Genomic DNA, 12,484 nt, shown 5'->3' on the forward strand with positions numbered 1-12,484 from the left:
CTATTCCGCCCGCTCTCTGCCGACGATGCGCAGCAGGTCCTCGTGCAGTTCGAACCACAATGTATGATAGCTCTCGATCTTCGCGTCGCTGACCCACTCGATGGCGCCGTCCTCGGCCTTCTCGAGCGCGGCGAGCAGGTTGCGGCGGTAATAGTCGAGGCGAGGGAGGCCCGCCGCGAGCTTGCCGAGAATGACATCCGCGCGTTCGTGAAGCTCTCCGAGCCGGTCGATCACTTTCGCGTCGTGGGCGCTGTTGCTGTGATCGTTGGCGACGCGCTGTCCGCCCACGTCCATCGTCTGCCAGTCGGTGATCAGCGCCTTCAGCTGCACGTTGATCCGCTCGAACGCCTCATAGGCCGCGAAGAAATCCGCATTCCCGCGCAGGACGGCATAGTGCCGCGAATAGTCGCTTTCGAGCGCGATGCGCGCGAGCGGCGTCAGCAGGTACTTGCCGTTCACCTGCACGGCACGTCCGCTCGCCACGGCGTCGTCGAGGCGCCGCGCCGTATCGTCGGCGGCAAGGCCGATCAGCCCGGCGATGTCGCCGGCGTCGGCGTGCTTTTTGATGGCAAGGCCGTGGAGCACGAGATGGCTGGGGCTCATGGCAGTTCCGATCATTGCGCCGCCGCCATCGGGCGGGCGGCTATGGTGTCGCGGATCTCGCGCCGCAGGATCTTGTTGGCGCCGCTTTTCGGCAGCTCCGGCCAGATCTCGATCGATTTCGGCTGCTTGTAGTTGGCGAGCTTTGTCTTCACGAACGCGAGCACGGCATCGCCGTCGATCCCGTCGCGGCCGGCGATGACGGCGATCACGCGGTCGCCCCATTTCTCGTCGGGAAGGCCGACGACTGCCGCCTCGACGACGCCGTCGTAGGCGAGCAGCACGTCCTCTACCTCGCGCGGATAGACGTTGTATCCGCCGGAGATCAGCATGTCGTTCTTGCGGTCGAGGATGTAGAAGAAGCCGTCCTCGTCCATGCGGCCGATGTCGCCGGTGTGGAGCCAGCCGTTCCGGAACGCCTCGGCCGTCGCTTCGGGCCGGTTCCAGTAATAGGCCATCAGCTGCGTGCCCCGGCAGACGATCTCGCCGATCTCGCCGGGTGCGAGGAAATTGTCGTCGTCGTCGACGATGCCGGCCTCCACCGTCGTGAACGGGCGCCCGCACGATCCGACGCGGTCGTGCTCGTCGGGTTTCAGGCAGGTGATCACCATCGGGCTTTCGGCCTGACCGTAGGTTTGTGCGAACACCTTGCCGAAGCGCGCCTCGCCCTTGCGCAGCAGCGTCTCGGCGATGGGGGAGGCGCCGTAGGCGATGCGGCGCAAACGAAGGTCGGCGCTTTCGCAGGCCGGCTGCTCCATGATCATCGCCAGCATGGTCGGCACCAGGAAGGTCATCGAAGCCTGCTCGGCCTCGGCGAGTGCGATGAACGAAGCCGGATCGAATTTCTTCATCACCAGAGACCGCACGCCGCGCACGAGCGCCGGCAGGAAGAACGCGCCCGAGGCGTGGGCGATAGGCGCTGCGTGGAGGAACGTGTCGCCCTGCCGCATCTCGGGCATCAGATCGGTGAGGAAGGCGGAAAGCTCGGCGGTCTCACCGCGCATGGTCAGCGTCACGCCCTTGGGTTTGCCCGTGGTGCCGCCCGTGTAGCCCAGCCGGTAGGGTGCTTCCAGATCGCGATCGACGGCGCAGGGTGTCTGCGCTCCGGTCGATGTCATTTCGGCGATCTCGTCGGGACGGAACACGAAGTCGAGCGTCTCGGGAACGATTTCCTCGTCGCCGCAGATCACCGCGCGGCTGCCGCTGTCGGCGAGCTTGTAGGCATGGTTGTCGGGCGTTTCGCGCGTGTTCAGCGACACGCGCACCAGCCCCGATTTCGCCAGTGCATAATAAGCGACGAGGCAATCGATACCGTTAGGCAACAATACGCCGACCCGGTCACCGGGTCTGAGGCCGGTTGCAAGCAGTGCATTTCCGAGCTGATCGGTGAGCCTGTCGAAATCCCGGAAGGTGACGATGCGCGTGTCTTCAACGAGGCAGGGCGCATCCTTGTAATGCATCGCCGCGCGGCGGATGAGGGAACCGACCTGCATCAGGCTTCGCCCTTCCGCACGCCGCGATCCTTCAGCGTCCGCGACTGGCGCTGCTCCACCTTGTAGAGTTCGTCGGCCAGCGGCGTATCCGCATTGTATTTCAGCCAGGTCTCGCAGAGGTAGCGATACTTGTCGGAGCAGACTTCCGGCACATGCTCCTGCGCCAGCCGGTTGTATTCCGCCAGCGTCAGCCGCCCGCGCGAGGTGCAATAGCGATCGACCTTGGGATCGAGCGTCGTCGTGCCGCGCTGGATCGGGCCGGATGTCGGCACATAGTCCTCACCGGCCAGCACCGAATAGGGAATCGGTGTCAACATGCGCGTCGGCCTGTCCGAATGCTGCATCATCGTGAATGGCGAGGCCTGCTGGTTCGGGAAGGTGAGGCCCGCGACGAGTTCGCCGAGCGCCACATTGCCGTATTCGTCGTTGAACAGCGGCCGGAACCGTTCGGCACGCGGATCGATCTCCATCCAGTCCTCGACCTCGAACACGCCGGCGACATGGGCGAGGTCCTTGACGACTGCGAAATAAATGAGCGCGCCGGCCTCAAGAAGCTGGTCGCGCGTCCAGTCGGCCATGCGCATCCACAATTTGTTGGTGGCATCCTTCAGGATGTCGTTCAGTTCGCGGAACGTCTCGGTCAATTCCTCGCGCGAGCCCATGCCGAGCGGCACGAAGCCCTCGGTGAGCGGATCGGACGTGTAGAGACCGACACCGGCGAGTTTGTCGGCGGTGAAGCCGGGCGTCGATTCAAAGCTGCCCCAGTCGTCGACGAGGTGGAAATGGCAATCGCGCACCGACATGGCGACGGTGAAATTATTGTACGGCACTTCGGCTGCGACACCGTCCAGCCACGGCAGCGAACACTCAGCCATATCCATGAAATCGCGGACCAGCATCTCGTGGCGGTCGTCGATCCGGTAGGGGCCGGAGTTGGTGAGGCTGATCCGGCTCTCGCAGGACACGAGGAAGCCGTATTGCGAGGCCGTCGCCATGAAGGCGTGCGCGGCGGCGTGCAGATCGTCGCCCGGCTCGCAGGCAAACATGTCGTCGCGGAAGATTTCCAGCCGCCGGTCGGGCAGGATCTGCGCGCGGTGGCCGTATTCGCGATTGGTGCGATGGCCGCTGTTGCGGTGCCAGGAAAGCTGGAAGCGTTTCCAGAAATCGAGCACGTAGATCACGTCCTCCAGCGCGTCCTGCGGCCGTAGCAGGCCGAGCGAGATCAGCCATTCGCGCCCCAGCAGGTAGAATGCCGGCAGGCACCAGCCCATGTGGGAGTTCTGGATCTTGATGCCCATGTTGCGGCTGCGGTCGGCGATCTCTTCGGCGGACATCCGCGCCTCGATCTTCCGCAGCAGCGACGGGTAGCGGTAGAAGGCGTTCACGTAGGAGAACATGATGTAGGCCGAAACCGGGAACAGCTTCGATTCCTGTACCGTGCGCGTCAGGCACAGCCAGTAGGTCTCGTCCCCGATGGACTGCATCAGGTTGTTCGCCTCGAGGATATCGGCGTAGCTCGGGCGGTTCATGCGAGTTTCCAGACGCGGGCCGGCATCTCGACGCCGCTTTGATAGGATTCGGCGGTGCGCGCCGCGGCGCTCGTTTCGATCTCGACGCGGTCACCGTTGCGGATGCCGCTGATCCGCGCGTTCATCAGGCAGGGGATGCCGTATTCGCGCGTCAGGATGCCAAGGTGGGAGCGGACCGTGCCGCCGGCGCAGATCACGCCCTTGAATTTTTCCAGGATGGGCGCCGTCAGCGTGCCGCCGCTGTCGTCGATGATGGCGATGCTGTCCTCGGGCACCCCGTTCTTCATCAGGTCGACGACACGCTCGCTGGTGCGGACATAGAGCGCGATGCCCTGCGTGTTCTTCGCGCGCATCACCACATTGTCGCCAGTGCCGCGCTGTGCGCGGCCTTCGGCATCCGGGGCTTCGGTGACGGCTTCGGGATGCTCGAAACTGAAATCGGGATTGTCGCCGGCGTCGCCCGACGTATAGGCCTCGGGCCGGTCCCGCTGTGACAGGATCGAGGACCAGGCGAAGCGATAGCCGGTGGCGAGGATGCGCGTCTCGATGGCTTCGATATCGGCCTTGGTCACCAGCCGTTCGGAGGAGCCGAACACGAAGTCGGACCAGTCGTCGCCGCTTTCCGCCCAGCGCCGGCGCACGAGATCGCGCACGCTGTTCTGCACGGCCTCCACGAGCGGAGATGCTGGCGCGCGCCCATATCGATCCCGGTCCGTGTAAAGTACCGCCATGATCCTCCCCATCGCCGCATGTCCAGCCGCGGCTTGATCTTCGTTGCGTCAAAATTTGAACACTGAACGGGTGCTCATGTCAACCCTTAGGGCTATTTCAAAAAACAAAATTGTAGCGCAATCTTGATGTCGAGTGATGCTGAGAGAAGGGTGTGGATGATGATCGAAGGGGCCTATAATCTGCGGGATTTGGGCGGAAAGCCGGGGTTTGGCGGGCGCCGCGTGAAGGCCGGCCTTCTGTTTCGTTCCGGCAGTCTCTCACGTTATTCGCCTGCCGCGGTGGAGGCGATTCTCGGGCTTGGCCTCTCGCTCGTCGTCGATCTGCGTTCGGACCCGGAACGTCTGCATGGACCGACGCCTCCGCCGCTCGAAGCGATTCCCCACTGGCGCATGGCGTCGGAGAGTCTGGGCGATCCCCGTCCGCTGCTCGATCTGTGCCTTGGCGGCGCTTCGGGAAGCGATGCCATGCGCGATATCTACCGCACGATGCCGATCGCGCAGGCGGAGGCTTTCCGGGTGCTGTTCGGCCACATCGTGCGGGGCCGCACGCCGCTTCTGTTCCACTGCGCAGCGGGAAAGGACAGGACTGGTGTCGCATCGGCGCTTCTGCTCGCGCTGCTGGGGGTCGAGCACGATGCGATCATGGCCGATTTCGCATGTAGCAATGCTGCCCGGCCACTGACGCGCGCGATGTTCCTCGCCTATGCTGGGCAGGAGCTGGCGTCATCGGAAGCGCTCTGGTCGCCGATCCTGGATGCCGATCCGGCCTATCTGGGCGCGATGTTCGATGAGCTGACACGGCAATACGGCGATATCACCGGCTATGCGGACGCCGTGTTGCGCCTGTCGCCGAAGGATATCGAAACCTTGCGCGAAACCCTGCTCGAATAGTCGGCGATTTCAGCCTCGGGCGAAGGCTTCGTCGGGAAGCTGCGCGATCCGCTGGCGCATATGCGTCATGTGATAACGCATGGCCTTCTGCGCGCCGGCCTTGTCGCCGCCGAGCACGGCGACGGTGATCGCGGCATATTCGTTCAGCCGGTCCTGCCGGTCCTCGGAGTTGAAGAACGGCTGCACCTGCAGGCGCAGCAGGTGGATGCGCATCATCGGCATCACCGACTGGATCTGGGAATTCTCGCCCACCGCGATCAGCGCGTCATAGAAATGGCTGCGCTGTTCCAGAAAGGCCGCGTTCTCCAGCGTGGGGTCCTTGAAGCGCTCCAGCAGATGGAAGGCTTCTTCCAGCTCGCGCGCGTTCTGCTCACCCATCGTGCGCTTGCGCGCCACGGCGGTGGCGGCGATGCGTGCGATGAAGCTGGTCAGCAGCTCCAGGATTTCCAGCAGGTCCACCGCCTCTATGCGGGTCAGCGAGCGCACATAGGCGCCGCGGTGGCGGGTCAGCTCGACGACGCCTTCCGCGTCCAGCCGCTTCAGCGCCTCGCGCACCGGCCCCCGGCTGACACCAAGGCTCTGCGTGAGATCGGCTTCGATCAGCTTCTGGCCGGGAACATAGCGGCCGGCGAGGATTCCGCGGTGGATCGCATCCACCACCTTGTCGGGCGAGCTTGCGCTGTCGCTGGCGGCGGCCTTTTCGGGCTCGGCCGCGCTGCGCTTTGCTTTTTTCTGAGCGAGCAACCCCATCGCCTTGTCTTTCGCTTTCCGGCCTGGCTCAATTGTTCATCGGTTTGTTACGCTGCCAAGCTATTGGCGCGTCCTATTCTATTGCGTTTCTCTGGTAAATACATTGCAGATCAGCGTCCTGCCCAGCGCGGTGCGCGCTTCTCGATAAACGCGCGCGGTCCTTCCGCGAAGTCTTCCGTCTGCATGATCACGTCCTGCGCGGCGAGGCTGAGCGCGCCAAGCCGGGGATCGGTCTCGTCGAAGGCCCGCCGCGCCACCTTCAGGCTTTCGCGAACCGCGACCGGCGCATTCGCACAGACCTGCTGTGCGAGATCAAGCGCCGTGCCCAAAACGTCCGCCTTCGGAACCACGCGGTTGACGAGGCCGAACGCCAGTGCGCGCTCGGCGTCGATGGGTTCGCCCGTCGCGATGAGTTCGAACGCGAGCGCGCGGGGTAGCGTGCGCGGTAGGCGATAGATGCCGCCCGCCGCCGCCACCAGTCCGCGCTTCACCTCGGGCAGCGCGAAGCGCGCGTCTTCCGAGGCGACGATCATGTCGCATGACAGCGCGATCTCGAAACCGCCGGCCATGGCCGCGCCGTCCACCGCCGCGATCCAAACCTTGTCGCGCGAGGCGTGGACGAAGGCCGCGAAGCCCCATTCCGGATCGACGAGCCCGCTCATGCCGCCGTCCGAGACGGCCTTGAGGTCCGCGCCTGCCGAAAACGCCTTGCCGCCTTCGCCGGTCACGATCGCGGCCCAGATGTCGGGGTCGCCTTCTATCGTCCTCACCGCATCTCTCAGGCCCGCCGTCACCGCCGCGTTCACGGCGTTGCGCGCCTCCGGACGGCGCAGCGTCACCAGCGCGATATGGTCGGCGATGCGTTCCACGGTAACCGCCGCGGCGGTGGCTTCGGCCATGCTTCCTCCCACAAAGGTCGTGCCCGTCGCCGGGTCATATTTCGCTTGCATGATCGGTTTCAAGCGATCAAGAAAACGATATTGTCATACAACATTGGCTATTGGGGCGGATTGTGCAACAACATTCGACAGGCGTCGTGGGGGCTGGGCTGATGGGCGCGGAAATCGCGCTCGTGCAGGCGCTTGCCGGCAAGTCCGTGTTGCTGCTCGACCGCGACGAAGGGGCGCTCACCCGCGCGGTGACCCGAATCGCCGGCCTTCTGGAGAAGGGTGTTGCGCGCGGCTTCTACGATGCGGCGCTGGCGGAAAGTACGCCCGCCCGTATCCGCGCCACGGTCGATATCGCGGACTTCAAGGCCTGCGAAATCGCCACCGAAGCCGTGTTCGAAGACCTCGAGGTGAAGGCGGATATCCTGCAGCGTCTCGACGAGACGTTGCCGGTGGGCGCGATGATCGCCACCAACACCTCCACGATCCCGATCTCGGTTCTCGCCTCGCGCGTGTCGGAAGCGCGGCGCCCGCATGTCATCGGTATGCATTATTTCTCCCCGGTCAGCCGCATGAAGCTCGTCGAGGTGATCCCGGCTTTCGACACGGCCGAGGAGACGGTGAAGGCCGCCTATGCGCTCGCCGAAAGCACCGGCAAGGTGCCGATCCGCGTGAAGGATGTCGCCGGTTTCGCCGTCAACCGCGTGCTGCACGTCTTCCTCATAGAGGCGGTGCGCCTCGTCGAGGAGGAGGTGATCAGCGTCGACGACCTCAACACCGCCTGCAAGCTTGGGCTCGGCCATCCGCTCGGGCCGTTCGAGCTGATGGATGCGACCACATCCAGCCTGTGCCTCACGGCGCAGGAGATCATGTTCGATGCCTATGGCGAACGCTTTCGCCCGCGCCCGCTGCTGAAAACGCGGGTTGCCGCAGGTCTTGTGGGCGGGAAGGGCCGAAAAGGCTGGTCCTGACCGGGATCGGCCGAAAGAATGCAAACCATGCCCCGCCGGGAAACGGCCGGGCGCCAATCTTGGGGAGTGGATCATGGCGGGAAGACTGGACGGCAAGGTCGCGATCATCACCGGCGCCGGAACCGGCGTCGGCCGCGCGTGCATGGAGCGCTTCGCCGAAGAGGGCGCGAAGGTGCTGGGCGCCGGCCGCACGCTGGCCACGCTGGAGGAGAGCCTGTCGCATGTGCCGTCGGGCATGGGCGCCATCCATGTCGCCGATCTCAGCAAGGATGAAAGCGCCGATGCCGTGGTCGCGGCGGCCATTGCGGCGTTCGGCAAGGTGGACATTCTCGTCCATGCCGCCGGTGTCGGCTACAGCTGGGCGGAAAAGAGTCCCGGCTCGATGAACGACACCGTCAATACCGCGCCCGACAAGTGGCGCGAGGTGATCGGCATCAATCTCGATGGCTATTATCTGATGGCCCGCGCCGTGCTGCCGAAGATGATCGCGGCGGGCGGCGGCGCCATCGTCGGCGTCACCAGCATTTCGGGTCTGCTCGGGCTCTCGGCGGCGCATGCATACACGGCGGCGAAGGCGGGCATGATCAATCTCACGCGCTCGCTCTGCGTCAGCTACGCGAAGGACAATATCCGCGCCAATTGCATCGCGCCGGGCTTCATCGATACACCGATGGTGGCGTCGGTTGTCGGCATCTTCGATGATCCCGTCGTGGCCGATCAGCTTGCGCCGATGCGCCGCCCCGGCACGCCGGTGGAGATGGCGAACGGTTGCCTCTATCTCGCCTCCGACGAGGCATCCTACTGCAACGGCAGCGTCCTCGTCATCGATGGCGGCACCTCCGCGCGCCAATAGCCGCAATCCGTTTCCCGCGCCCTGAAAGGCTCCTCCCGTTATGTTCGAAATGTCCCCGAAGGTTCTCGACTACAAGGCCCGCCTCGAGGATTTCATGGCGGAGCACATCTACCCGAACGAATGGACCTTCTATTCGGAAGCGGAACGGCTGGGGCCGTGGGCGGTGCTGCCGATCGTCGAAAAGCTGAAGCCGATCGCGCGCGAGGCCGGGCTCTGGAATCTGTTCCTGCCCGATGCGGAACTTGGCGCGGGCCTGCACAATCTCGATTATGCGCCGCTCTGCGAGATCATGGGCCGCTCGCTGCTGGCGCCCGAAGTGTTCAACTGCTCGGCGCCCGACACCGGCAACATGGAAACCATCTGGCGCTACGGCACGCCGGAACAGCGCGAGGCGTGGCTGACGCCGCTCCTCGCCGGCGAGATCCGCTCCTCGTTCGCGATGACGGAGCCCGAGGTCGCCTCTTCGGACGCGACCAATATCGGCAGCTCGATCATCCGCGACGGCGACGACTACGTGATCAACGGCCGGAAATGGTACACGACCGGCGCCACCGATCCGCGCTGCAAGATCATCATCTTCATGGGCAAGTCCGATCCGGATGGCGCGGATCGTCATCGCCAGCAGTCGATGATCCTCGTGCCGAAGGATACGCCCGGCGTCCGCGTGATCCGGCCGCTCCCGGTGTTCGGCTTCTACGGCGTGCCGGACCGGGCGGCGGAGGTGGTGTTCGAGAACGTGCGCGTTCCGGCCAGCAACATGCTGCTCGGCGAAGGGCGCGGCTTCGAGATCGCGCAGGGCCGCCTCGGGCCGGGCCGCATCCATCACTGTATGCGTCTCATTGGCCTCTGTGAGCGTATCCTCGAACGCATGTGCCGGCGCGCAGACCGCCGCGTGGCGTTCGGCAGCGAGCTCTCCCGGCAGACCGTCACGCTCGAACGCATTGCAAGCGCGCGCATCATGATCGAGCAGGTTCGCCTCCTGACGCTGAAGGCGGCGTGGATGATGGATACGGTGGGTAACAAGGTGGCGAAGTCCGAGATCGCGATGATCAAGGTCGCCGCGCCCACAGCCGCCTGTCAGATCGTCGACTGGGCGATCCAGATGTTCGGCGGCGGCGGCACCAGTTCTGATCACCTGCTCACCGCCGCCTACGCGACCGCGCGCCTGCTGCGCCTCGCGGACGGACCGGACGAGGTGCATCGCAACCAGATCGGCCGCCTCGAAATCCGTCGCCAGCTCCAGTCCGATCCGTCGCGCACGGGCGGCACGGCGGATGTGCTCGGGCTTCCCGATGTTGAAGGCCGTTTCGGGCACCTGCAGCCTGGCAATGCCCATTACCTTTGGGCCGGACAGTGACGGACGCCGCCGAGGTCCTGTTTCGGCCGTTCCGGCACGGCACGCTCGATCTTTCCAGCCGCGTCGTGATGGCGCCCATGACCCGCTCGCTGTCGCCGGGCGGCGTCCCCGGCCCCGATGTGGCGCGCTACTATCGGCGCCGCGCCGAGAACGGCGTCGGGCTCATCATCAGCGAAGGCACGTTCATCGATCATGCCGGCGCGTCCATCGACGACAACGTGCCGCGTTTCCACGGTGAGAAGGCGCTGGACGGCTGGGCGCGCGTCATTCGCGAAGTGCACGCGGCGGGCGGGCGCATGGTGCCGCAGCTCTGGCACGCGGGCCTCATCGCGCCGGCCCCTGTCGAAGGCGTTTTCGAAGGCGAGGGCGGCCTCCGGGGCGATCAGGTCGGCCCCTCGGGCATGGTCGGCGGGCCCGGCGTTATGCCGTGGAAGGGCGCCGAGCCGATGTCGCTCGCCGATATCGATGCCGTCGTCGAAGCGTTCGTCTCGGCGGCTGCCTCCGCGTTCCGGCTGGGCTTCGACGGTGTCGAGCTGCACGCCGCGCACGGCTATCTCATCGATCAGTTCTTCTGGCAGGATACCAACCGCCGCACCGACAACTACGGCGGCGGCATCGCACAGCGTTCGCGCTTCGCTGCCGATATCGTCCGCGCGATCAAGGCGGCGACGTCGCCCGATTTTCCGGTGATCCTGCGCATATCGCAGTGGAAGCAGCACGATTTCGACACGAAGATGCTTGCGTCTCCGCAGGAACTCGAAGCCTTCCTGTCGCCGCTCGTCGAGGCGGGCGTCGATATCTTCCACTGCTCGCAGCGGCGTTACTGGCAGCCCGAGTTCGAAAGTTCGGACCTGAACTTCGCCGGGTGGGTCCGGCGCCTGTCGTCGCTGCCGGCGATCTCGGTGGGGTCCGTGGGCCTCAAGGACGACCTCCTCGCCACGCTCTTCGCCGGGAAGGGCACCGAAGGCACCGGCATCGACCGCCTGCTCGCGATGATGGAGCGCGGCGATTTCGATCTGATCGCCGTCGGCCGCGCGCTGCTCGCCGATCCCGAATGGCTTGCCAAGGTTCGGGCCGGCGATACCGCGTCGATCCGTCCCTACACCGTTGAATCCCTGAAAAGCCTGTAGAGAGGAACCAGCCTTGGAAGCCTATATCGTGGCGGCGGTCCGTACCGCTGGTGGCCGGCGCGGCGGCGCGCTTGCCGGTTGGCATCCGGCGGACATGGGCGGCGAGATTCTGAACGCGCTCGTCGACCGCAGCGGCATCGATCCCGCCGCCATTGATGATGTGATCGCCGGCTGCGTCACGCAGGCGGGCGAACAGAGCTTCGCGCTCGCCCGCAATCTGGTGATGGCCTCGAAGCTGCCCGACAGCGTCCCCGCGACCACGGTGGACAGGCAATGCGGCTCGTCGCAGCAGGCGATCCACTTCGCCGCGCAGGCGGTGATGTCGGGCACGCAGGACATCGTCGCCGCCGTCGGCGTCGAGAGCATGACGCGCGTGCCGATGGGCTCCAACTTTCGGCTGCATGCGGAAGCGGGGCTCGGCGTGGGTCCGTGGAGCTCGCGGATCAAGGCGCGCTACGGCGTCGAGGAATTCAACCAGTTCACCGGCGCGGAGATGATCGCGGCGAAATACGGTTTCAGCCGCGACGATCTCGATGTCTTCGCGCTGGAAAGCCACAAGCGCGGCGCCGCCGCCACCGAGGCGGGTGCGTTCGCGGACGAGATTCTCCCGCTGCCCATCGAAACGCCGGAAGGCCCGGTGCTGCACGCGCGCGACGAGGGTATCCGCTACGACGCCTCACCCGAATCGATCGGCGGGGTGAAGCTGCTGCGCGAGGGCGGTCGGCTCACGGCGGCCACCTCCAGCCAGATCTGCGACGGTGCGGCCGGTGTGCTCGTCGTCAACGATCGCGCGCTGAAGGCGCATGGCCTCACGCCGCTCGCCCGCATCCACAATCTCACGGTCACAGCAGGCGATCCGGTGATCATGCTCGAAGAGCCGATCCCGGCGACGCGCCGTGCGCTCGCGCGGGCGGGGCTCACCATCGGCGAGATCGATCTTTATGAGGTCAACGAAGCCTTCGCCTCCATCCCGCTCGCCTGGCGGCAGAGCATGGATGCCGATCCTGCCCGGCTGAATGCTCGGGGCGGCGCTATCGCGCTCGGCCATCCGCTTGGTGCGAGCGGCGCCAAGCTCATGACGACGCTCGTTCATGCGCTCCGCGCTGAAAAGGGGCGTTACGGGCTTCAAACCATGTGCGAAGGCGGAGGAACCGCAAACGTCACGATTATCGAGGCGTTGTAGGAGGCTGAGGCTTCCCCGCTGACGTATACGTGGCTGCGCGCGGCCACATGCCTCCGCTGTGTCGGTTCGCGCGCTTTCCCGTCATTTCCATTTTCATGACGTTTTTTTC

At 65.3% G+C, this 12,484-nt stretch carries 12 protein-coding genes; 6 read left to right on the plus strand and 6 right to left on the minus strand.

Annotation, left to right across the window (positions count from 1 at the left end; genetic code table 11):
- Genes ACFQ00_RS11995 through ACFQ00_RS12010 form a run of 4 tightly spaced genes read right to left on the minus strand, consistent with a single transcriptional unit; the run spans position 1 to position 4,353 of the window.
- Positions 1–618: a hypothetical protein gene (locus ACFQ00_RS11995; RefSeq protein ID WP_381490986.1), complete on the minus strand. Its 618-nt coding sequence runs from the start codon at positions 616–618 to the stop codon at positions 1–3.
- Positions 615–2,093, minus strand: coding sequence for an AMP-binding protein (locus ACFQ00_RS12000; RefSeq protein WP_381490988.1), 1,479 nt, complete (start codon positions 2,091–2,093; stop codon positions 615–617). The genes ACFQ00_RS11995 and ACFQ00_RS12000 overlap by 4 nt, the downstream gene beginning before the upstream one ends.
- On the minus strand, positions 2,093–3,622 hold the full coding sequence (locus ACFQ00_RS12005) for a hypothetical protein (RefSeq protein WP_381490990.1): 1,530 nt from the start codon (positions 3,620–3,622) through the stop codon (positions 2,093–2,095). The genes ACFQ00_RS12000 and ACFQ00_RS12005 overlap by 1 nt, the downstream gene beginning before the upstream one ends.
- A complete protein-coding gene (locus tag ACFQ00_RS12010) occupies positions 3,619–4,353 on the minus strand; it encodes a PEP-utilizing enzyme (protein ID WP_381490992.1) in 735 nt (244 codons plus the stop codon). The genes ACFQ00_RS12005 and ACFQ00_RS12010 overlap by 4 nt, the downstream gene beginning before the upstream one ends.
- Positions 4,354–4,509: 156 nt before the next feature.
- Here ACFQ00_RS12010 and ACFQ00_RS12015 point away from each other — a divergent pair, with 156 nt between their 5' ends.
- Positions 4,510–5,244, plus strand: a complete 735-nt coding sequence (locus ACFQ00_RS12015; protein WP_381490995.1) for a tyrosine-protein phosphatase — start codon at positions 4,510–4,512, stop codon at positions 5,242–5,244.
- Positions 5,245–5,253: 9 nt separating this feature from the next.
- Here ACFQ00_RS12015 and ACFQ00_RS12020 read toward each other — a convergent pair whose 3' ends face one another.
- Positions 5,254–5,994 carry a GntR family transcriptional regulator gene (locus tag ACFQ00_RS12020; RefSeq protein ID WP_381490997.1) on the minus strand — a complete coding sequence of 247 codons (741 nt, stop codon included), beginning with the start codon at positions 5,992–5,994 and terminating at the stop codon, positions 5,254–5,256.
- Positions 5,995–6,104: 110 nt separating this feature from the next.
- The gene (locus ACFQ00_RS12025) at positions 6,105–6,893 is read right to left on the minus strand and encodes an enoyl-CoA hydratase-related protein (protein WP_381491000.1); all 789 of its coding nucleotides are present in this window, start codon (positions 6,891–6,893) and stop codon (positions 6,105–6,107) included.
- Between the two features lie 137 nt (positions 6,894–7,030).
- On the opposite strand from ACFQ00_RS12025, the gene ACFQ00_RS12030 reads away from it, so the two are divergent.
- The 5 genes from ACFQ00_RS12030 (at position 7,031) to ACFQ00_RS12050 (ending at position 12,375) form a co-directional block, all read left to right on the plus strand.
- Positions 7,031–7,852 (plus strand): 3-hydroxyacyl-CoA dehydrogenase family protein, encoded by an 822-nt coding sequence (locus ACFQ00_RS12030; RefSeq protein WP_381491080.1) that lies wholly within the window; start codon positions 7,031–7,033, stop codon positions 7,850–7,852.
- Positions 7,853–7,925: 73 nt separating this feature from the next.
- A complete protein-coding gene (locus ACFQ00_RS12035; RefSeq protein ID WP_381491003.1) occupies positions 7,926–8,705 on the plus strand; it encodes an SDR family NAD(P)-dependent oxidoreductase in 780 nt (259 codons plus the stop codon).
- 40 nt (positions 8,706–8,745) lie between these two features.
- Positions 8,746–10,062: an acyl-CoA dehydrogenase family protein gene (locus tag ACFQ00_RS12040; protein WP_381491006.1), complete on the plus strand. Its 1,317-nt coding sequence runs from the start codon at positions 8,746–8,748 to the stop codon at positions 10,060–10,062.
- Entirely contained in the window at positions 10,059–11,192 is a 1,134-nt protein-coding gene (locus ACFQ00_RS12045) for an NADH:flavin oxidoreductase (protein ID WP_381491008.1), read from the plus strand. The genes ACFQ00_RS12040 and ACFQ00_RS12045 overlap by 4 nt, the downstream gene beginning before the upstream one ends.
- Positions 11,193–11,220: 28 nt before the next feature.
- A complete protein-coding gene (locus ACFQ00_RS12050) occupies positions 11,221–12,375 on the plus strand; it encodes an acetyl-CoA C-acetyltransferase (RefSeq protein WP_381491011.1) in 1,155 nt (384 codons plus the stop codon).
- The last annotated feature ends 109 nt before the right edge of the window (positions 12,376–12,484 follow it).

Origin of the sequence: Sphingosinicella xenopeptidilytica, assembly GCF_042676985.1 — a bacterium.
Lineage (GTDB): Bacteria > Pseudomonadota > Alphaproteobacteria > Sphingomonadales > Sphingomonadaceae > Sphingosinicella > Sphingosinicella xenopeptidilytica.